The sequence below is a fragment of the Spirillospora sp. CA-294931 genome (assembly GCF_050946795.1).
Classification (GTDB): Bacteria; Actinomycetota; Actinomycetes; order Streptosporangiales; family Streptosporangiaceae; genus Spirillospora.
In genome coordinates, this window is record NZ_CP192006.1 from 2318601 (window position 1) to 2340223 (window position 21623).

General features: G+C 74.1%; 10 protein-coding genes. 6 read left to right on the forward strand and 4 right to left on the reverse strand.

The genetic code is table 11. From position 1 onward, the window contains the following. The first annotated feature begins 21 nt into the window (after positions 1-21). Entirely contained in the window at positions 22-396 is a 375-nt protein-coding gene (locus ACQPY4_RS10795; RefSeq protein ID WP_433335081.1) for a hypothetical protein, read from the forward strand. Positions 397-1152: 756 nt separating this feature from the next. On the opposite strand, the gene ACQPY4_RS10800 is transcribed toward ACQPY4_RS10795, so the two are convergent. From ACQPY4_RS10800 to ACQPY4_RS10815, 4 genes are all read right to left on the reverse strand, one after another. Further along, on the reverse strand, positions 1153-3966 hold the full coding sequence (locus ACQPY4_RS10800; RefSeq protein WP_433335083.1) for a transglycosylase domain-containing protein: 2814 nt from the start codon (positions 3964-3966) through the stop codon (positions 1153-1155). A 213-nt stretch (positions 3967-4179) separates the two neighbouring features. Continuing rightward, positions 4180-5310, reverse strand: coding sequence for an FKBP-type peptidyl-prolyl cis-trans isomerase (locus ACQPY4_RS10805; protein ID WP_433335085.1), 1131 nt, complete (start codon positions 5308-5310; stop codon positions 4180-4182). Between the two features lie 161 nt (positions 5311-5471). Further along, positions 5472-6074 carry a class I SAM-dependent methyltransferase gene (locus tag ACQPY4_RS10810; protein ID WP_433335087.1) on the reverse strand — a complete coding sequence of 201 codons (603 nt, stop codon included), beginning with the start codon at positions 6072-6074 and terminating at the stop codon, positions 5472-5474. Positions 6075-6099: 25 nt separating this feature from the next. After that, complete coding sequence (locus ACQPY4_RS10815) at positions 6100-6654, reverse strand: PepSY domain-containing protein (protein WP_433335089.1); 555 nt, start codon at positions 6652-6654, stop codon at positions 6100-6102. Between the two features lie 147 nt (positions 6655-6801). Here ACQPY4_RS10815 and ACQPY4_RS10820 point away from each other — a divergent pair, with 147 nt between their 5' ends. The 5 genes from ACQPY4_RS10820 (at position 6802) to ACQPY4_RS10840 (ending at position 21593) form a co-directional block, all read left to right on the forward strand. Further along, complete coding sequence (locus tag ACQPY4_RS10820; protein ID WP_433335091.1) at positions 6802-6900, forward strand: putative leader peptide; 99 nt, start codon at positions 6802-6804, stop codon at positions 6898-6900. 19 nt (positions 6901-6919) lie between these two features. Next, positions 6920-7378 (forward strand): cysteine dioxygenase, encoded by a 459-nt coding sequence (locus ACQPY4_RS10825; RefSeq protein WP_433335093.1) that lies wholly within the window; start codon positions 6920-6922, stop codon positions 7376-7378. 639 nt (positions 7379-8017) lie between these two features. Then, positions 8018-9781 (forward strand): fatty acyl-AMP ligase, encoded by a 1764-nt coding sequence (locus ACQPY4_RS10830; protein WP_433335095.1) that lies wholly within the window; start codon positions 8018-8020, stop codon positions 9779-9781. Continuing rightward, positions 9778-15285 carry a beta-ketoacyl synthase N-terminal-like domain-containing protein gene (locus ACQPY4_RS10835; RefSeq protein ID WP_433335097.1) on the forward strand — a complete coding sequence of 1836 codons (5508 nt, stop codon included), beginning with the start codon at positions 9778-9780 and terminating at the stop codon, positions 15283-15285. Before ACQPY4_RS10830 ends, ACQPY4_RS10835 begins: the two co-directional genes overlap by 4 nt. A 14-nt stretch (positions 15286-15299) precedes the next feature. Beyond that, a complete protein-coding gene (locus tag ACQPY4_RS10840; RefSeq protein ID WP_433335099.1) occupies positions 15300-21593 on the forward strand; it encodes an SDR family NAD(P)-dependent oxidoreductase in 6294 nt (2097 codons plus the stop codon). The last annotated feature ends 30 nt before the right edge of the window (positions 21594-21623 follow it).

Genomic DNA, 21623 nt, shown 5'->3' on the forward strand with positions numbered 1-21623 from the left:
AGATCAAGAGGAGGGGGCGCGATGCGGCACGGGGTGACCCGCGTGGCGGGCTTGGTGCTGGTGCTGTGCGGCACGAGCCTGCTGTCGGGGTGCGGTGGCGGCGACAACACCGGCACGGTCTGCGCCGACGCCAAGAAGGCCTACGAGCAGTACATCACGCAGGTCAGAGGCGTTTCGGCGGCGAAGCCCGACCAGTGGAAGCAGCCCACCGAGCAACTGGCGGGACGCGTCGACGGCCTGTCCGCCAAGGCCGACGACAAGACGCTGAAGAAGGTCCTCAAGGACGAGGCGGGCCGCCTGCGCGCGGCCGCCACAACCGTGGCCACGGGCGACACCGCCCAGCTCAACGGGGTGATAAGCGCCACACCCGAAAAGCTAGGCAAGGCCTGCGACTGACCACCCCCACCCCGTCACCACCCGCCCCCACGACCACCCGACCATTGACCACCCGCCGGGCCCGTCGCCCCCCGACCACCGTGGCAGCCGCGAGGCTCAGCGACCCCCGGCCACTGACCGGGCCTCGGGCGCGGCGACCCATCCGGTCGCCGTGGCGACCACGAGGGTCGGCGCCCGCCTGGCCACTGACGGGGCGTTGGGCGCGGCGAGCATTCGGCCACTGACGGAGCGCTGGGCGCGGCGACCGCCCGGCCACCGATCGGGCAGCGGGCGCGGCGCCCGCCTGGTTTCCGTGGCGGCCGTGTGGGTCGGCGGCCGCTTGGCCATTGACGGGGCGTTGGGCGGGCGAGCATTCGGCCACTGACGGAGCGCCGGGCGCGGCGAGCATTCAGCCACGCCCCGGCGCCGGGCGCAGCGAGCATCCGGTTGGTGCGGCGGCCGTGGGGTGGGCGGCCGTCCGGCCTAGACGGGGCGTTGGGCGCGGCGACCGTCCGGCCACTGACCGGCCCCGGGTCCGGGCGTCCGCCCGGTTGCTGTGGCGGCTGTGAGGGTTGGCCGCCGTCCAGATGTTGGGCGCGGTGGCTGCCCGGGCTCTGATCGGGTGGCGGGCGCGGCGAGCATTCGGCCGTTGATGGGGCGTTGGGCGCGGTGATCGTCCGGGCGCCGATTGGGTGGCGGGGCGGTGGTCGCCTGGGTGCTGGGGCGGACGCGGGAGAGGGCCCTGCTACCTGGGGTGGCAGCTGGGCCCTCTGGTGTTCAGCGGCCGTTTTCGGGTCTGGGGTTGGGCGGGATCTGGCCGGGTGGGAGATCGTCGTCGGGCGGGTTGTCCGGGCCGGGGTCGGTGGGCAGGGTCGGCGGGATGCTCGGGCCCTCCGTGGGCGGCTTGGTCGGCCCCGGGTCCGGGTCCTCTGTGGGCGGACGGGTCGGCGTCGTCGGGCCGGTGCTCGGGGTTTCGCTCGGGCGGTTCCCATACGGGGGCGAGTCGTAGCCGCTGCCGGTGGACATCGACGGGGAGCCGAACTCCTTGGGCTCGTAGTTCTTGATGTCGACCGCGTCCGACATGTACGAGTTCCAGATCTGGGCGGGCAGCTGGCCGCCGAAGGAGCCGTAGCCGGGGATGTTCAGCGGCTTGTTGTCGCTGCGGAACATCGCCACGGTCGTCGCCATCTGCGGGATGTACCCGTTGAACCAGATGGCGCGGCCGTTCTCGGTGGTGCCCGTCTTGCCCGCGATGTCGCGCCCGTCGTCCAGCTGGGCGTTGGTGCCCGTGCCCGACTGGACGACCCGCTGCATCGCGTAGCTGGCGTCCCGCGCGACCTGGGCGCTGAACACCTGCTTGCCCTTCTCGGTGAAGGTGCGGGTGTGCTCCTTGTTGTCGGAGACCGACTTCACTACGTAGGGCGTGCGGTGCCGGCCCTCGGCGGCGAACGTGGCGTACACGCCGGCCTGCTGCACCGGGTGCACCGAGATGACGCCCAGCGGGAACGACGGCGCGACGTTGGCGCCGTTGGCCGTGAGCTGGTTCTTCGGGATGCCCATCTTCTCGGCCATCTCGGTGACCTTGTCGAGCCCGATCTCCTGGCCGATGTTGACGTAGGCGGTGTTGACCGAGTTCTGGGTGGCGGTGACGAGGTTGACGCGGCCGTAGCTGTGGCCCTCGTTGTTCTTGATCGGGGCGCCGTTGTAGTACTGCGGCGAGCTGCCGTCGAACGTGCTGGACAGGCTGACGCCGTCCTTCAGGGCGGCGGCCAGCACGATCGGCTTGAAGCCGGACCCCGCCTGGGCCCAGTCGCCGAAGGTGCTGGTGAGCATCTCGTCCAGATAGTTGCGGCCGCCGTAGAACGCCAGCACCTGTCCGGTCTTGGGGTCGACCGAGACCAGGCCGGTGCGGATCTTCTTGTTCATGCGATCGGGCGTCCTGGCGTTCACCGCGTCCTTGGCGGCGTCCATCAGCCGCTTGTCGAAGGTCGTGGTGATCTTCAGCCCGCTGCGGTTGATCTCGTCCTCGCTGTAGCCCCGGCGCTCGACGAGCTCCTTCTTGGCCACATTAACCATGTAGCCCTTCTGGCCCTTGAGGACGTCGGTGGCCTTCTCCTTGACCGGCATCGGGAATTTCATCGCCGCGGCCTCGGACTGGCTGACCGAGCGGTCGCGGACCATGTTCGCCACCACGGCGCGCCAGCGCTGCTCGGAGTAGGCGCGGTTGGAGCCGCTCGGGTCGGCGAAGTTGGTGGGCTGCTGGATCGCGGCCGCGAGGTAGGCGCCCTCGGCGGGCGTCAGCCGTGAGACGTCCTTGCCGTAGTACGCCTTGGCGGCGGCCTGGACGCCGTAGGAGTCGCGCCCGAAGTAGATCGTGTTGAGGTACTGCTCCAGGATCCAGTTCTTGGGCTTCTCGCGGCCGACCTTCAGCGAGACCATGACCTCTTTGAGCTTGCGGGTGACCGACCGCTCGGTGCCGATGCCGCCGTAGTAGTTGCGGACCATCTGCTGGGTGATGGTCGAGCCGCCCTGGAGCTGCTCGCCGGAGACCGTCGACCAGAACGCGCGCGCGGTGCCCGACACCGAGACACCCGGGTCGGCGTAGAAGCTGCGGTTCTCGGCCGCGATGACGGCGTCCCGGACGCCCTTGGGCACCTGCTCCAGCTTGACCGCGTCGCGGTTGGTGCCGGTCTTGGCGATCGGGGTCTTGCCGTCGGAGTACAGGAACGTCGGGCCCTGCGCGATCGCCTGCTCCTGCGGCGAGGGGATCGGCGTGAACAGGTACGCGATCGCGAACCCCGCCACGCAGAGGCCGAGGAACCCCAGCACGACGAACAACGTGCGCCGGGTATAGCGGACGGCGCGCGAACGCTGCTTCTTGGGGGGCTTGGTCGGTTGTCCCGCCCGGGGCGGAGTGCCCGTCCCCTTGGGCGCGAGACCCGTCCCGGCGCCCTTGCCCCCGGGCCCGCTTGCGAATCCGGTCACGGAACCTCCAGCCCCGACGGGGGCCGCAGCGGGCTGGGCCGCCGCGCTTGAGGACCCGGCTGCGCTTGGGGACTGGACGGCGGTGCTCGCGGGCTCATCGGTGCCGTTCGCGGGCTCGGCGGAGGCGTCCGCAGGCGCCGCGGCGGCGTTTGCGGGCAACGCGGCCTCGTCTGCGGGTTCGGTGGTGCCGCTCGCGGATTCAGCGGCGCCAGCGGGCTCGGCGGCGGCGTCGGCGTCGGCGGGCGAGGCTGTGGCCTCAGCGGGCTCTGCGGCGTCGGCGGTGTCGCTCGCGGGTTCAGGGGCGGTGCCCGCGGGGTCGTCGTTGTCGTCGGTGGACGTCATCGCGGCGGTGTCCTGGTCGGTGGAGGCGGAGGCGCCGACGGGGGCCTGGCCTTCGGTGTCGTCGCCGTCACCGGGGGAGCGGTCGGCGGTATCGCCGCCGACCTGGTCGGTCGTGGCGTCGCCGGTGGTGGTCTTCGCCTCGGTCGTGTCGTCTGGAGAGTCGACCTCGGCGGCGCCGTTCCTCCCCCGGAGGTCGTCACTGGTATCAACGTCACCCGTCCCGGCGGGCTGGACGCCCCCCGGGCTTTCGCCCTTACTGCTCACAAGCCCCCCGTGATGTTTCCGTTACCGACGATACCTGAGGGGTCCGGTGCTTCAGGCCGGTCACTGCGCACTCCCATGCCATCCCTTTAAAGAGGACGATCGGCTCGTGCCGAAGGTTGTCGTATGCCCGCACCCGTGTCGTATGACACTCGTCCCAGGACGGCCGGACGGCGGGGCCCCTGCCGGGTGCCCCGCCGTCTGAGATGTCCGAGATTACTGTCCGGGAGCGGGCTGGGCCGGGGCGATGCCGAGGATGTCGATGACGAACACCAGGGTGTCGTCGCCCTTGATCCCGGCCTGCGGCTGGCCGTTCTTGCCGTACCCGTCCTTGGGCGGGATCACCAGCATGATCCGGCTGCCGACCTTGGCCCCCGTAAGGCCCTTGTCGAAGCCGGGGATCGTCTGGCCGGTGCCGATGCCGAACGTGGTGATCTTCTTCTTGGTCCAGGTGGAGTCGAACTCCTTGCCGGTCTTCCAGATCTGGCCCTGGTAGTTGACGAAGGCCGACTCGCCCTTCTTGACCGCCGGGCCCTTGCCCTCGATCAGGGTCTCGATCTTCAGGCTGTCGGGGGCGTCGACCTTGGGGATGGTCACCTTGGGCGCCTTGCGGGCCCCGGCGTCCTCGACCGTGGGGAGGTTCTTGTCGTCGAGCTTCTTCATCGTCCCGGCGGGGGTACCGGCCGAGACGGCGCTCATCACGTCGACCACGAAGACGACGGTGTCCTTCTCCGACAGCTTGACCTGCGCGGCCTCCTTGCCGAAGCCGTCCTTGGGCGGCAGTTCGGCGACGAAGCGGTCGCCGACCTTGTGGCCGGGCAGGGCCTTGTCGAGGCCCTTGACGCCGCTGTCGCCGCCCACGGGGATCGTGACCGGCTGCTTGGACTGCTTGTAGGACGAGCCGACCGGCTTGCCCTTGCCCTTGGCCCACTTGTAGAAGGCGAACTTGACGAAGGCCATGTCGCCGGTTTCGAGGGTGGCGCCCTTGCCCTTCACCTGGTTGGTGATCGTCATCTTCGTGGGCTTCTTGCGGAACTTGGAGATGCTGACCTTCGGCTCGTCGCCGAACTTCCCGGAGACCGAGACCTTGGGACCGGACCAGTTGGAGTACCAGACCACGGTGCCGGCGACGGCGACGACGACGACCGTCACCACGCTGATCCAGATGATGCGGCGCTTCTTGGCCTTGGCGGCGGTGAGGCCGGACGGCCGGGTGCTGGCGCTCCCGAGGTTGCCGCGACCGGAGTTGATGCCGTGCGGGGTGAACTCCGGGCTGCGGATGTTCTTGGCGCTGGGGAGTTTCGCCTTGACCTCGGGCTTGCCCCGGGGCTTGTCATCCTCGGCCATTTTTCCTCACTCGCTCCGGGTTCGACGACACCACGAAAGGTCACACCCTGCCACCGCGCGCCTAAGAAGGCTGTGAAATCAGGGCAAAGACCGGCATCGCAATCTACCGGTCACCAGGCCGTGACCGGACAAGACAGTGTGGTGGAGTGAGGGCCGGGCTGTCATCCCGGCTCGCCTCCTGTGGACAGCCCGGCGCCGCGCACCGCGAGCAGGCGCCGCCTGCCGCCGTCCACGTCCCGCTGGTCGAGCACGGTGAAGCCGCTGGGGAGCAGGGCCGCAGGCTCCCCGGGAGACAGGCGCCATTCGGGCCGGAACCGCCGCGCGTCCAGCGTGAACGCCTCCCAGCCGAGCGCGCCGCCGGGAGCCACGGCGGCGGTGGCCGCGTCGAACATCGTCCGGTCCCAGTACAGGGTGCACAGGACGAGCGAGTACGCGGCCGGGTCCGGACGCCAGACCTCCAGGTCGGCCTGGACGAGCGTGATCAGCTCCGCCACGCCGCGTTCCCGGGCCTCGCGGCCCAGCCGGTCGAGCGCGATCTCGGAGATGTCGACCGCCGTCACGCGCCGTCCGCTCCGGGCCGCCAGCAGGGCGGCGCCCGACGGCCCGCAGGCCAGCTCGAGGACGGGCCCGTCCGGCAAAGCCAGGTCGAGCGCCCGTTCGGCCAGCGGGTGCGGAAGGAAGGAGCCGCCGGCGCCATCCCTGTATTTGGCGTTCCATTTGAGCCGGTCGGGATGAGCGGCCAGCTCCGCCGGGACGTCGCGCATGGCCCCGGACCCTACCGCCGCGCCGTTACTTCGCCAGGACCTTGCCGCTCCCGGCGTCGATCTTCACTTCGTGTTTGGTGCCGTTGGAGGCGATCAGGTCGCCCTCCCAGACGGTGGCGCCGCGGTAGGTGTCCAGGTTCAGCTCGGTGATCCTCGCCCCGGGGACGGCCGAGCGCATCGCCTCCGCGGCCTTGCGGTAGTCGAGTTTCGCGGCCTTGATCCGCCGCTGGTGCTCGTCCCTGTCCGCCTGGCCCTCCTGCTTGGGCACGGTGCGCGTGATCCTGTCGCCCGCGGCGTCGACCGTCGTCTCGTGCTCGGTGCCGTCCGGCGAGATCACCTGCACCTCCCAGCCGGGGCCCTCGGTCTCGATGGAGGTGAGCGTCCCGTTCGCGATGGGTTTCAGAGCGGTCGCCCCGACCTTTTCCAGCCGCCCGTCCGCGGACGGCGCGGGACCGGGCGCGCTGGGGGACGCCACCGGCGGTTTCGCCGACGTCGAGGGCGCGTCCGCCTGCTTGTCGTCGCCGCCCCCGCATCCACCGAGTGCCAGGACGGTCGCGATGATCAGCACGGAGGATTTCATGGACGGCCCGTACCCGCGCCGGGCCAGGTCATGGTCGAGCGCGGTTCAAGAGAGGTTCATGAATCCGGTCCGCCCTCACTCGGGCCCCGGCTCATCTTCATAGTATTCAGATTGACTTAGTAGGGAACGGGTGCCAGGGTGAGCCTCATGAGCCCGGACCTTCCTCTCTGGTCACGCCCGCACGTCGATTTCCGGCGGCAGGCGAGCGCCCTGTGTCGTCCGGCCGCCGCCCAGCCGACACCCTGAGAGAGGAAGAACGGACCCGATGTCCCTGACCGTTACGCCCGCGCCCGCCGTCTCCCGGCTCGCCGACCTGGCCGGCGCCCTGGCCGCCGAGTTCCACGAATGGATGCCCCGCGTCCGGCTGAGCCCGGACGGCCGCTGGTACGAGCGGCTGCACCAGGACGACGACCACGAGATCTGGCTGATCAGCTGGCTCCCCGGCCAGTCCACGGGCCTGCACGACCACGGCGGCTCGGCGGGCGCCTTCGCCGTCGCCCTGGGTGAGCTCCAGGAACGCGACCTCGGCACCACGCGCACCGTCGTCCCGGGCACACCGCGCTCCTTCGGCGCCGACTACATCCACGAGGTCGGCAACGTCTCCACCGCTCCCGCCATCAGCGTCCACGTCTACGCCCCGCGCCTGACGACCATGAACCGCTACGACCTGACGCCGTCCGGCGAGCTGGTCAAGCTCGCCGAAGAGCAGAGCGACCAGTGGTGACACCACCCGGTCACTAGCCCGCCCCGTCCCACCGCCTCCACGCCCACCCGTGGAGGCCTTTCCCATCCCCGCGCACGCCCGCATGCGTGGAAACACCCGCCGCGACCTCCCTCTGACCAGCCAGGGGCGGCGGAAATTTTCGTGGCGGGAGCATGGCATGCCGTGGTGCTGGTGGGGCCGTTGGTGTGCGGCGCACTATAGGACACCGTTCGGCGGAAATGGGCTCCCGTAGCCGTCCCTTGACGTTTTCATTGCCGTCCTTTGCTGGGTGTTAACACGGGCGGCATGACCTGGTCATTAAGGGGGCGACAAGAGGCTTGTGAATGAAATTGACTGAATTTCCTTAGCTATCTGACAAGTGTCGTTCGTCACAGGAAAGGACCGTTGCCGGAACCTGTGCTCGGGCGTACCTTTCATGCCATGAACGGGAGATACGGGATCGGCCACTGAAGTCACCGATCCTCGCTCCAGGTCCATCTCACCAGGTGGACGCATCGGTGCGACCGTCGCCGACGGCCGCTTGACCGAACCCCCTCATATTTGTTCACAGCAGGTGCATCCGGTTCCGATAACGGTGTTTTCGCGTTAAAGGCGAGGCCCGGTCGGTCCTTTTCATCGAGCCGATTTTCTGGAGTTCCCATGCTCTCCGAAGAACTGCGCATCGACGAGCCCTTCACCGCGTTGGCCGCGCTCCGCGCCCAGGAAGGCCCGGACGCCACCGCGTTCACCTATGTCGACTACTCGGCCGACCGCCACGGCGTCGCCCGCTCGCTTTCGTGGGCGGAGCTCGACCGGCGTTCGCGGGATCTGGCCGCCGTGCTCGTGTCGCGGGGATTCACCCCCGGGACGCGGGCTGCGATTCTCGTCCCGCAGGGGCTGGATTACGTTGTCTCGTTCCTTGGAGCCCTGCACGCGGGCCTCATCGCGGTTCCGTTGTTCGCGCCCGGTCTGCTCGGCAACGCGGCCCGCCTTACGGGGGCGCTGCGTGACAGCGCTCCGGAGGTCTGGCTGACGACCGCCGACGCCGCGGGGGACGTCCGGGCCATCGCCGACGAGGGCGTCGTGCCCGCGCCCGCGGCCGTGCTCGCCGTGGACGCGCTCGGCCCGGCGCCGTCCGGCGTAGAGCTGCCCGAGGTGGCGGCGAGCGACATCGCCTACCTCCAGTACACCTCCGGCTCCACCCGATCGCCCGCCGGTGCGGTGATCACCCATGCCAACGTGGTCGCCAACGCCCGGCAGGCGCTCACGGCCGTGGGCGTCAGGCCCGGCGACACGATGGTGAGCTGGCTTCCCCTCTTCCATGACATGGGCCTGGTGCTGACGATCGCGGCCCCGATCGCGGGCGGCGTGGGCTCGGTGTTCATCGACCCGTTCGCGTTCGTCCAGCGTCCGCTGCGCTGGCTGCGGCTGCTGGCCGAGCACCCGGGCGCGGTCAGCGCGGCCCCGAACTTCGCCCTCGACCTGACCGCCGAGCGCGTCACTCCCGAGGAGCGGCGGGCCCTCGACCTCGGCGGGGTGCGCGCGGTGCTCAACGGCAGCGAGCCGATCCGCGCCGCCACGATCGAGCGGTTCCTGGCCACCTTCGCCGAGTCCGGCCTGCGCCCGGAGGCCCTGCGGCCCGCCTACGGGCTGGCCGAGGCCACGGTGTTCGTGACCGTCAGCCCGCGGGACGAGTCCACCCGGATCACCGCGTTCGACCGCGACGCGCTCTCCACAGGGCACGCCGTCCCGGTTCCGCCCGGCACGGACGCGGCCTCGCTCTACGTGGCGTGCGGCGGGCCCGTCGGCCAGGAGATCCGGATCGTGGACCCCAAGTCGTCCAGGGAGATGCCCGAGGGGGACGTGGGCGAGATCTGGGTGCGCGGCCCCAATGTGGCGCACGGCTACTGGATGGGCGGGATCCGCTCGGACGACACCTTCGGCGGACGCGTCGCCGCCCCCCTGGACGACCCGCTGGCCCCGATCGACGGCGGCTGGCTGCGCACCGGCGACCTCGGCCTGCTGCACCGGGGCCAGCTCTACATCACCGGACGCCACAAGGACCTGATCATCGTGGACGGCCGCAACCACTACCCGCAGGACATCGAGGTCACGGCCCAGCACGCGCACCCGGCCGTGCGCCGCGACCGGGTGGCCGCGTTCGGGGCCGTGACCGACGGACAGGAGGGCGTCGTGGTGGTCGCCGAGCACTCCCGGCACGTGGCCGAGCACGAGCGCGACCCCGGGGACGTCGCGCAGGCCGTGCGAGCCGCCGTCACGGCCGGGCACGACGTGCACCTGCACGACTTCGTGCTCGTCCCGCCCGGGAAGGTGCCGCGCACGTCCAGCGGGAAGATCGCGCGGGCCGCCGCCCGGACCCGCTACCTGGAGGGCGGCTTCGCGGCCGCCGGGGAGGTCTCATGAGCGACGGGTTCGACGCCGGACGGCTGCGCCGCTGGCTGACCGACCGGGTGGCGCAGCGGGCGGGGATCGACCCCGCCGACGTGGACGCCGACCGGACGTTCGTGGAGTACGGGCTGACCTCCCGCGACGGTGTGGCGCTCTCGGGCGAGCTGGAGGACCTGCTCGACCGGACGCTGCCCGCGACGGTCGTGTGGGACTGCCCGACCATCACCGCGCTGGTCGAGCGCCTCACCCCCGGGACGGAGCGGGCGGAGATCATCGAGAACCCCGTCGCGGTTCCGGGCAGCGAGCCGATCGCCGTGGTGGGGGTCGGCTGCCGCCTACCCGGGGGCGTGGCGGGCCCGGGTGACTTCTGGCGCCTGCTGCTGGACGGCGGCGACGCGATCGGGCGGGTGCCCGGCGAGCGCTGGACGTCCTTCGACGACGGCTCGCCGGAGACGGCCGCGGTGCTGGAACGCACCACGCGCTGGGGTGGCTACCTCGACGACGTCGCGGGCTTCGACGCCGACTTCTTCGGGATCTCGCCCCGCGAAGCCGCCGCGATGGACCCGCAGCAGCGCCTGCTGCTGGAGGTGGGCTGGGAGGCCCTGGAGCACGCGGGCCTGGCGCCCGAGCGGCTGCGCGGGTCGGCCACCGGCGTGTTCGTCGGGGTCTCGGCGGGGGAGTACGGCCATCTGACGGCGGCCGACCTGGCCGAGGTCGAGGCGTGGACGGGCACCGGCGCCGCGATGAGCGTCATCGCCGGGCGGCTGTCCTACCTGCTCGACCTGCGCGGCCCGAGCCTGGTGGTCGACACCGCGTGCTCGTCGTCCCTGGTCGCGGTGCACCAGGCGGTGCAGAGCCTGCGGTCGGGGGAGTCCGACACCGCGCTGGCGGGCGGGGTGAACGCCCTGCTCTCGCCCGCGGTCACGGTCAACTTCGACCGGGCGGGCGCGATGGCCGCCGACGGGCGGTGCAAGACCTTCGCCGCCGACGCCGACGGGTACGTGCGCGGCGAAGGCTGCGGCGTCGTCGTCCTGAAGCGGCTGGCCGACGCCCGCCGCGACGGCGACCGCGTCCTGGCGGTGCTGCGCGGGTCGGCGGTGAACTCCGACGGCCGCTCCAACGGCCTGATGGCGCCCCGCGCGCAGGCGCAGGCGGCCGTGCTGCGCTCGGCGTGCTCGGCGGCGGGCGTCGACCCGCGCGAGGTCGACTACGTCGAGGCCCACGGCACGGGAACGCCGCTGGGCGATCCGATCGAGGCGGCCGCGCTGGGGACGGTGCTCGGCCGGGGCCGCGCGCCGGACCGTCCGCTGCTGGTCGGCTCGGTGAAGACCAACGTGGGCCATCTGGAGGCGGCCGCCGGGGTCACCGGCCTGATCAAGGTCGTGCTGGGCCTGGCGTACCGGCGCATCCCCGCCAGCCTGCACTTCCGCGAGCCGAGCCCGCGCATCGACTTCGCCGAGAACGGGCTGAGGGTGGTCACCGAGACCTCGCCCTGGCCGCGGGCCGGACGCCCGGCGCGCGCCGGGGTGTCCTCGTTCGGCTTCGGCGGGACGAACGCGCATGTGGTGGTCGAGGAGGCGCCCCCGCCGGTGGAACGTTCCGGCGCGGTGGCGGAGCCCGCCGTCCGGCGCTACCCGCTGTCCGGGCCCACCCCGGAGCGCGTCGCGGCGGCCGCCGGTTCCCTCGCGCGCTGGCTGGACGCCGACGACGTCGCGGCCCCGCTGCCCGCGCTGGCGTCCACTCTGGACCGCCGCTTCCCGGCGGGACGGGCCCGCGCGGCCGTCGTCGCGCGCTCGCGCGAGGAACTGCTGGACGGTCTGCGCGCCCTGAGCGCGGGCGAGCGCACCCCCGGCGTCGTCACCGGCGTGGCCGGTCCTGCGGAGCGCGGCCTGGTCTGGATCTTCCCCGGGCAGGGCTCGCAGTGGGCGGGCATGGGACGGCGGCTGCTGGCCGACGAGCCCGACTTCGCCGACGCCGTCGCCGACCTCGACCCGCTGCTGGCGGCCGAGGCCGGGTTCTCCCTGCTGGACGTGCTCACCTCGGGCGAGGAACTGGCGGGAAGCGATCGCATCCAGCCGGTGTTGTTCGGCATGCAGGTGGCGCTGGCGGCGCTGTGGCGTTCGCACGGCGTCGAGCCCGACGCGGTCATCGGCCACTCGATGGGAGAGGTCGCGGCCGCGGTCGTCTCCGGGGCGCTCAGCGCCGAGGACGGCGTGAAGGTCATCGCGCGGCGCTCCCGGCTGGCCGGGGGCCTGGCCGGGCGCGGCGCGATGGCCGTGGTCGAGCTGGCGTCCGAGCGGGTGGGCGAGCTGCTGCCCCGCTTCCCCGGGGTGGAGCTGGCCGTCAGCAACGCGCCGCGCCAGAGCGTGGTCGCGGGCGACGTGGCCGCCGTGCGCGACCTGGTCGCCCACGTCGAGGGCCTGGACCTGCTCGCCCGGTTCGTCAAGGTCGACTACGCCTCGCACTCGGCGCAGGTCGACCCGCTGCTCGGCGAGCTGGCCGACCTGCTGGCCGAGGTGCGCGGCGGGCAGCCCGAGACGGGCTTCTACTCCACGGTTCTGGACGACCCGGCGGTACCACCCGCCTTCGACGCCGCGTACTGGGCGGCGAACCTGCGGCGTCCCGTCCGGTTCCGGCAGGCCGTGGAGGCGGCGCTGGCCGACGGCCACTCCGAGTTCGTCGAGATCTCGCCGCATCCAGTGCTGACCCACGCCGTCACCGAGACGCTCGCCGAGGCGGGCGCGGGCGACGCCGCCGTGCTGGCCACGCTGCGCCGGGACGACGACGAGACGCGCGTCTTCCACGCGAACCTGGCCGGGCTCGCGCTGCGCGGGCGGCCCCGTCCGGACACCGCCCCGCAGATCATCGACCTGCCGACCACCCCGTGGCGGCACGAACGCCACTGGGCCCGGACGGGCCGCGCCCGCGTGGCGCACTCCGGCGCGCCGTCCGCCGACACGCTGCTGGGCACCCACCAGAGGATCGGCACCTCCCCGGAAAGCGACGTCTGGCAGACCCGGCTGGTGCCGGAGGCGCTGCCCTACCCGGGCTCGCACGCCCTGCACGGGGCGGCGGTCGTCCCGGCGTCGGTCCTGGTGAACACCGCGCTGGCGGCCGCCGCCAGGACCGACCGCCGCGCGGCGGTCAACCTGCGGCTGGTGCGGCCGCTGACCCCCGACCGCGAGCGCGAGGTCCAGGTCGTCGCGCACGGGCCCGCGCTGCGGATCAGCTCCCGATCGGGCCCCGACGCCCCCTGGACGCTGCATCTGACCGCCGACCTGTCGGCGTCGGCCAAGGCCCCCGTCGCGGACGCCGCGCCGCCCCCGGTGCGCGGGACGACCCTGACCCAGGACGACATCGACCGCCTGTTCGCCGACCGGGGCGTGGTCGGCAGCGGCTACCCCTGGCGCGTGACCGCGCTGACCCGGCGGGACGGCGAGCTGGTCGGCTCCGTCGAGCCCGTCCGCGACCCCGCGGGCCACGCCGACCTGCTCGACCTGGCCCTCCAGCTGGCGCCGCTGGCCGCCGCGCGGGGCGAGGACGCCGAGGCCCTGCACGTGCCCGCCCGCCTCGGCGAGGTCCGCGCCCATGGCACGCCCGCCGGTCCGGTGACGCTGCACGTGCGGCAGGCGGACGCCGAGGCGCCGGGCGAGACCGTCATGGAGATCACGGTCACCGGCCGGGACGGCGGCGAGCTGCTGCGGGTGGCGCGGGCCACCTATGTCCTGCTGGGCGAGGGGGCCCCGAGCGCCCCCGAGCGGGACGCGACCCGGCTGTCCTACGAGCTGGCCTGGCACCCGGTCGAACCGCCGCCCGCACTCGCCGACCGGACGGTCGCGCTGGTGGGCCCCGACTCGCCGCTGGCCCAGCTGCTGGCCTCCGCGCTCGCCGAGGCCGGGCACCGGGTCCGCCGCGCTGGGCCCGACCACGGCGTGGGCGACGCCGACGCCGTCGTCGTCCTGCCGCCCGACCTCGACCCGGCGGCGTCCGTCGCCGAGGGGGCCGAGCGGTTGTGCGGGACGACGCTGACCACCCTGCGCGGCCTGCTCGCCGAGGCGCGCACCGGCGCCGCGCTCTGGCTGGTGACCTCCGGCGTCCGGGAATCGGCGGACGAGCGCGCCCTGGCACAGGCCCCGCTCTGGGGGCTGGCCCGGGTCCTGGCCGCCGAGCACCCCGAACTGGCCGGGGGCGTGGTCGACCTCGAGGCCGGGCAGCCGCTGCGGGAGGCCGCGTCCACCCTGGCCGCGATCGTGGCCGGGGAACCGGTCGACCTGGTGGCGCCGCGCGGCGGCGAACGGCTGGTGCCCCGGCTGATCGCGGCCGGTTCCGCGCCCTCGCGGCCCGAGCCGCGCTGCCGTCCCGACGCCGCGTACCTGGTGACCGGCGGGCTGGGCGACCTCGGCCTGGAGGTCGCGCGCTGGCTGGCCGGGCGCGGTGCCCGGCGCCTGCTCCTGGCGGGGCGGACCCCGCTCCCGCCCCGCCGCGAGTGGGACGAGGTCGCCGACCGCCGCCAGCGGCGGCAGATCACCGCCGTGCGCGAGCTGGAGTCCGCCGGGGTGGTGGTGCACATGGTCCGGCTGGACGTCGGCGACGCGGGCGCGCTGCGCGAGTTCGTCGGCCGCCGCGACCGCGACGGCCTGCCCCCGATCGCCGGGGTGGTGCACGCGGCGGGCGTGATCGACGACCGGGTGCTGGAGGAGATCGACGCCGACTCGCTGGCAGCGGTGCTGCGGCCCAAGGTCGCCGGATCGTGGGCCTTGCACGAGGTGTTCCCTCCCGGGGAGCTGGACTTCCTGGTGCTGTTCTCCTCGGCGGGTGCCTGGTTCGGCGTCCCCGGGCAGGGCGGCTACGCGGCGGGCAACGCGTTCCTCGACGCCCTCGCCCGGTCCCGGTCGCTGGCCGGAGACCACACCGTCAGCATCGGCTGGGGCGCCTGGGACGGGCTCGGCTTCGCGGCGTCCGGCGGGGGACGGCTGGTCACCGCGACACTGCGCCGCCTCGGCCTGCGCGCCCTGCACGTCGACGAGGCCCGGACGGCCTGGGAGCACCTGCACATGCGCGACGTGGCCAACGCGCTGGTCGTCCCGACGACCGGGGCGGAACCCGGCGCCGACCTGCCCAGGCTGCTGCGCGACCTCGTCCAGGGCGGCGAGTCCCCGCGCCCGGAGAGCGAGGCGGGCGTCTCGTGGGCGTCGCTGACGCCGTCCGAGCGCAGGGAGCGGCTGAACGCCCTGGTCGCCGAGGAGCTCGGCATGGCCGCCGGCGCCCTGGACCCGAACCGTCCGCTGGCCGAGCTGGGCCTTGACTCGATCATGGCGCTGTCCATCCGGACCAAGGCCGAGCGGGGCGCCGGGCTGCGCATCCCCGTGACCGCACTGTGGAACCACCCGACGGCCGAGGCGCTGGCCGCCTACCTGGACGAACGGCTCGACGAGCGTCCGGCCGAGCCCCAGGCCGAGGACGACGCCCCCCGAGGGATCTTGGACGACCTGCTGAGCGACATCGAGAGCGCCCCGTGAACGGAGGACCGGCAATGACAAGCATCACCGAGCGGCTCGCGCTGCTCCCGCAGGACCGGCGCGACGCCTTCGAGGACCGGCTGCGCCAGGCCGCCGGAACGGTCGCGGCCGAGCCGGTCGCGGTGATCGGGCTCGGCTGCCGCCTGCCCGGCGGCGTCACGGGGCCCGAGTCGTACTGGCGGCTGCTGGTGGAGGGCCGCGACGCGATCGGCGAGGTCCCGTCCGACCGGTGGGACGCCGACGCCTACTACTCGCCCGACCCGCACACCCCCGGACGCACCAACTCGCGCTGGGGCGGGTTCCTGCCCGACGTGGCGGGTTTCGACGCCGAGTTCTTCGGGATCTCGCCGCGCGAGGCCGAGGCGATGGACCCGCAGCAGCGCCTGCTGCTGGAGGTCGCGTGGGAGGCGGTCGAGAACGCGGGCCTGCCGCCCGGATCGCTGCGCGGCACCCGGACCGGCCTGTTCGCCGGCGTCTACTACAACGAGTACCAGCGCGCCGGATCGGGCGACCTGGCCGCGCTGGACGCCTACTCCAGCACCGGCAACGCCCACAGCGTCACCGTCGGGCGGGTGTCGTACCTGCTCGACCTGCGCGGGCCGAGCGCGGCGGTCGACACCGCGTGCTCGTCCTCGCTGGTCGCGCTGCACCTGGCGGCGCAGAGCCTGCGGCTGCGCGAGAGCGACCTGGCGCTGGCCGGGGGCGTCAACCTGATCCTCACGCCCGAGACGCAGATCGCGCTGTCGCGCTGGGGAATGCTGTCGCCCCACGGCCGGTGCCGCTCGTTCGACGCCGGGGCCGACGGCTTCGTGCGCGGCGAGGGCTGCGGCGTCGTCCTGCTCAAGCGGCTGCCGGACGCCCTGCGCGACGGCGACCGGGTGCTGGCGGTCGTGCGCGGGTCGGCGGTCAACTCCGACGGCCGGTCGCAGGGGCTGACCGCGCCTTCGGGGACGGCGCAGCGGGCGGTCCTGTCCGAGGCGGTGGCGCGGGCGGGCGTCCCGCCGCGCTCGGTCGGGCTGGTCGAGACGCACGGCACCGGCACCGCGCTGGGCGACCCGATCGAGTTCGAGGCTCTGGCGTCGGTATACGGCGCGGGCGAGGGACGCTGCGCGCTCGGCGCGGTCAAGACCAACCTGGGCCATCTGGAGGCCGCGGCCGGGATGGCCGGGTTCATCAAGGCCGTGCTGGCGGTGCGGTCGGGGATCGTCCCGCCGAACCTGCACTTCACCGACTGGAACCCGGCCCTCGACCCGGCCGGGACGCGGTTCTTCGTGCCCACCGAGGGCTCCCCGTGGCCGGTGCCCGACGCGCCCCGGCGCGCCGCCGTCTCGTCCTTCGGGTTCGGCGGCACCAACGCCCACGTGGTCATCGAGGAGGCGGGCCCGCTGTCCGCGCCCCCGGAGGACACGAGCGTGACGACGCTGACGCTGTCGGGCACCGCTCCCGAGCGGGTCGGCGTCGCCGCGTCGGCGCTGGCGGCCTGGCTGGACGCCGACGGCGCGTCAACTCCGCTCGGCGATGTGGCGCACACCCTGGCGCGGCGCTCCGACGCCACCGCACCAGCGCGCGCCGCCGTCGTGGCGCGCTCCCGGGACGAACTCCTGGACGGCCTGCGCGCCCTGGAAGCCGGAGAGCCCGGCCCGGGCGTGGTCACGTCCGAGGGCCCGGCCGCCACGGGCGGGGTCGTCTGGGTCTTCCCGGGACACGGCTCGCAGTGGGCGGGCATGGGACGGCGCCTGCTGGCCGACGAGCCCGCGTTCGCCGCCGCCGTGGACGAGCTCGACCCCCTCCTGGCCGCCGAGGCCGGATTCTCCCTGCGCGAGGTGCTCGCGTCGGGGGAGGAGGTCACCGGGATCGGACGGGTGCAGCCCGTCCTGTTCGGGATGCAGGTGGCCCTCGCCGCGCTGTGGCGTTCGCACGGCGCCGAGCCCGACGCGGTCATCGGCCACTCGATGGGCGAGGTCGCCGCCGCCGTCGTCGCCGGGGCGCTGAGCCCCGAGGACGGCGTCAAGGTCATCGCGCGCCGCTCCCGCCTGCTGGCGTCCATCGCGGGACAGGGATCGATGGCCGCGCTGGGCCTCGGCCCGGACGAGGCCGCCGAGCTCACCGCCGCTCTCCCCGGGGTGGACGTGGCCGCCTTCTCCTCGCCGCACCAGACCGTGGTGGCGGGCGACCCGGGGCAGGTCGCCGCGCTGGTCGACGACGTCGCGGCGCGCGGGCTGCTGGCCCGTCCGGTCAGGGTCGAGGTGGCGTCCCACTCGCCGCAGGTGGACCCGCTGCTCGACGAGCTGGCCGCGCTGCTCGCGGACGTGCGCGGCGCCGAGCCCTCGGTCGCCTTCCACTCCACGGTGCTGGACGGTCCCGGCGAGCGTCCCCGCTTCGACGCCGCCTACTGGACCGCCAACCTGCGCCGTCCGGTCCGCTTCACCCAGGCCGTGACGTCCGCCGTCCGGACGGGCGCGGCGGCCTTCGTGGAGATCTCACCGCACCCGCTGCTCACCCACGCGGTCACCGAGACCGTGGGGGAGGACGGCCCGGCCGTCCTGGGGACGCTGCGGCGCGACGGCGACGACACCCGGTCGTTCCACACCGCCCTGGCGGAGCTGCGGATCCGGCGGGGGACCCGGCCCCCGGCGGTCGAGGGCCGCCTGATCGACCTGCCGGGGACCCCGTGGCGCCACACACGGCACTGGATCGCCGACGGCGGCCGTCCGGTCGTGGCCCGGGGTGGGGCGCACCCGCTGCTCGGGCCGCACGCGGAGGTGCCGGGCAAGCGCACGCACCTGTGGCAGTCCGACCTCGGTCTGGCCGCGCACCCGTGGCTGGGCGACCACCGCGTCCACGGGACGCCGGTCCTTCCCGCCGCGGCCTATGCCGAGCTGTTCCTCGCGGCCGCAACGGAGGTCTTCGGCGGGCCCGGACGCGAACTGGCCCTGTCGGGCCTGGCGCTGGAGGAGATCCTTCCGCTGGGCGACAGCACGCCCGTCACCGTCGTGCTCGTCCAGACGGGGGCGCAGTCGGCCCGCGTCCACCTTCACTCCCGTACGCCTGCGGGCGGGTGGGTGACACACGCGCGCGCCGAGGTCACGCACGGCCAAGTCACGCTGACCGCCGTCCCCGACCTGCCCGCCCCCGATGGAGGAGAGGCCGTCAAACCCGCCGACCTTTACGCCCGGCTGCGCGCCGCCGGGCAGTGGCACGGGCCCGCCTTCGCGGGCATCACCGAGGTCCACGCCGCGCCCGACGGGGCCGCCACCACGACCGTCGCGCTCCCGGGGACGGCCGTCCCCGATGCCCGGTACCACGTCCACCCCGCGTTGCTCGACTCCTGCCTGCAAACGCTGGCCGCCGCCGCACCCCGGGGACCCGCCGACGACCCGGCCTCGGTCACCTACCTGCCGATGGAGCTGGGCCGCGTGCGCCTGCTCGGCGACCCCGCGCGCGGCGGCGTCTGCCACGCGTGGCTGGAACCCGTCGACGAGGAGGGCGCCGACCTCCAGGGCGAGGTCCGGCTGGTGGACGCCGACGGCGCCGTCGTGCTGGAGATCGACGGCATCTACGTCCGCCGGGTCGAGCGCCGCACCGTGCCCGACCCGCTGCCCGACAAGCTCTTCGAGACGATCTGGGTTCCCCGGGCCCTGCCCGTCGCGCCCGGCCGGACCGGGACGTGGCTCGTCCTCGGCGAGCCGGGCCCCCACCGGGACGGCGTGGTCGAGCGGCTGGCGGCCGAAGGCCATCAGACCCGGGGCGGCACGCCCGACGATCCCGTGGCCGAGGCGGACGGCGCCGTCCTGCTCGTCCCGGACGAGGCGACGCTCGAAGCGTCCGAGGCGCTCGTCGCGACCGTCGCGCGGATCGTGCGCGGGCTCGTCACGACCGGACGCGCCCCCCGGCTCTGGCTGGTCGGCCGGGAGGGCACCGGCGGAGCCGCGCCCGAACCCGGCGCCGCGCTGCGCGGTCTGGTCCGCGTGCTGGCCTTCGAGCATCCCGACCTGCGCGTGACGCTGCTCGACCCCGGCACCGACGCGGCCACGGCCATCGCCGCCGAGCTGGCCGCGCCGGGGACCGCCGACACTGAGATCTCCTGGAGATCGGGCACGCGACACGTCGCCCGCCTCGACCGTGCCACCCTCCCCGAAGGCGCCGGGACGCCGTTCGTCCGGCCGGGCGCCGCCTACGTGATCACCGGCGGGCTCGGCGGGCTCGGGCTGGTCGTCGCGCGACGGCTGGCCGACCAGGGAGCGGGACGCCTGGTCCTGAACGGGCGCTCCGGCCCGTCCGCCGAGGCCGAACGCGAGCTGGACGGGCTGCGCGCAGCCGGAGCCGACGTCGTCGTGGTCACCGGCGACATCGCCGCCCCCGGCGTCGCCGAGCGGCTCGTGGACGCGGCCCGTTCCGGCGGCCGCGACCTGCGCGGCGTCGTGCACGCCGCCGCCGTCATCGACGACCGCGTCGTGGCGGGACTCGACCCCGAAGGCGTCGCCAGGGTCTGGAGGCCCAAGGTCCAGGGCGCCTGGCGGCTGCACGAGGCGACCTCCGGCACCGACCTGGACTGGTGGGCCGCGTTCTCCTCGGCCGCGTCCCTGCTCGGCTCCCCGGGACAGGGCGCCTACGCCGCCGCCAACGCCTGGCTCGACGCGTTCGTCCACCGGCGCCGCGCGCTCGGCCTGCCCGCCACCGGCATCAACTGGGGCGCCTGGGCCGAGGTCGGCCGGGCCCGCGAGGGCGGCGGCGTGCTGGAGCTGATGACCCCGGCCGAGGGGCTGGAGGCGCTGGAGGCGGTCCTGGCCTCGGGACGCGCCACCACCGGTGTGCTCCGCCTGGACGCCGGGCGCGCCCTCACCGCGATGCCCGAGGTCCGCGCCGCGCCCTACTTCGAGCGCCTGGTCGAGACCCCGCTGCCCGACGACGACTGGGAGGGGGCGGCCGCGCTGCGCGAGGGCGACCCCGAGTCCGCCCGCCGCCTGGTCACCGCGCGGCTGCGCGCCCAGGTGTCGGCGGTGCTCGGCCAGCGTCCCGAGCGCCTGGACGCGGGCCTCCCGCTGACCCGGGCCGGGCTCGACTCGCTGATGGCCGTGCGGATCAAGAACGCCGTCCAGCACGACCTGGACGTCGCCCTGTCGCTCCCGGCGCTGCTCACCGGGGCGACGCTGGCCGACCTGGCGACCGCCGTGCTCGACGAGCTCGGCGTCCAGGCACCGGCGGAGACGGCCCGTCCGGCGTCCCGGCTGGTGTGGCCGCGCGACGCCGCCGAGCGGCTGGTGGCCGGGGTCTGGGAGACCGCGCTGGCCACCGGGCCGATCGGCGTCACCGAGGACTTCTTCGCCGCCGGTGGCACGCCCGAGCTGGCCGCGACGGTCACCCGGCTGCTGTCCGAGCGCTCCGGCGAGGCACTGGACGCCGACCGCCTCTTCGCCCGCCCGACCATCGAGGACATGGCCCGGCTCGTGCGGGACACGGCCCCGTCCGGGACGCCGCTGCGCCCGCTGCGCGCCCGGGGCGACCGGACGCCGCTGCTGCTGTTCCACCCGGCGGGCGGTGACACGGCCGTCTACCGGCGGCTGGTCGAGCTGCTCGGCGCGGACCAGCCCTGCTTCGGGCTCGACCGGGTGCCCGAACTGGCGGACGTGCGTCCCAAGGCCGTCCACTACGCCCGGCTGATCCGCGAACGCTGGCCCAGCGGGCCCTACCGGCTCGGCGGCTGGTCGTTCGGCGGCTTCCTGGCCTACGAGACGGCCCGGGTGCTGGCCGCCGACGGCGCCGACGTGGACCTGGTCGCGCTGATCGACTCGGTGCGCCCGCTGGCGCTGCCGGGCGTCCCGCCCGAGAAGCTCATGCTCGACCGGTTCACCGGGTACGCCGCGTACCTGGAGCGCACCTACGGCCTGGCCGTGCCGCTCCCGCTGGACGAGCTCGCCCGCGCCGACGAGGGCACCCAGTTCGACCTGGTCATGAAGGCCGTGGCCGACGCCGGTCTCATCTCCGCCGACGTCGCGCCCGACATCCTGCGCCACCAGCGCGAGTCGTTCGAGGACCTGAGGGCCATCGAACGCCACGACCCGCCCGGCCCCTATCGGGGGCGCGTCGTGCTCTACCGGGCCACCGAGCCGCCGGTCAACGGGCTCACCGACCCCCGGTACACGCGCACCGACGCCACCCTCGGGTGGGACGAGGTCTGCGACTCGTTCGAGACCGTCGCGGTGCCGGGCCACCACCTGTCGGTGCTGGACCCGCCCAACGTGGACGTCCTGGCCCGCCACCTCGCGGACCTGCTCGCCCGGGAACCGGAGCGGGCGGCCGGACGGTGACACTCTCGGCACGGCCGCGCTCCCGGGGAC

What these genes read in the sequence shown, in the direction of transcription:
- ACQPY4_RS10835 (WP_433335097.1), top strand. Translation starts at nt 9,778, where the DNA reads ATGAGCGACGGGTTCGACGCCGGACGGCTGCGCCGCTGGCTGACCGAC.
- ACQPY4_RS10795 (WP_433335081.1), top strand. Translation starts at nt 22, where the DNA reads ATGCGGCACGGGGTGACCCGCGTGGCGGGCTTGGTGCTGGTGCTGTGC.
- ACQPY4_RS10815 (WP_433335089.1), bottom strand. Translation starts at nt 6,654, where the DNA reads ATGAAATCCTCCGTGCTGATCATCGCGACCGTCCTGGCACTCGGTGGA.
- ACQPY4_RS10820 (WP_433335091.1), top strand. Translation starts at nt 6,802, where the DNA reads ATGAGCCCGGACCTTCCTCTCTGGTCACGCCCGCACGTCGATTTCCGG.
- ACQPY4_RS10805 (WP_433335085.1), bottom strand. Translation starts at nt 5,310, where the DNA reads ATGGCCGAGGATGACAAGCCCCGGGGCAAGCCCGAGGTCAAGGCGAAA.
- ACQPY4_RS10810 (WP_433335087.1), bottom strand. Translation starts at nt 6,074, where the DNA reads ATGCGCGACGTCCCGGCGGAGCTGGCCGCTCATCCCGACCGGCTCAAA.
- ACQPY4_RS10830 (WP_433335095.1), top strand. Translation starts at nt 8,018, where the DNA reads ATGCTCTCCGAAGAACTGCGCATCGACGAGCCCTTCACCGCGTTGGCC.
- ACQPY4_RS10840 (WP_433335099.1), top strand. Translation starts at nt 15,300, where the DNA reads ATGACAAGCATCACCGAGCGGCTCGCGCTGCTCCCGCAGGACCGGCGC.
- ACQPY4_RS10825 (WP_433335093.1), top strand. Translation starts at nt 6,920, where the DNA reads ATGTCCCTGACCGTTACGCCCGCGCCCGCCGTCTCCCGGCTCGCCGAC.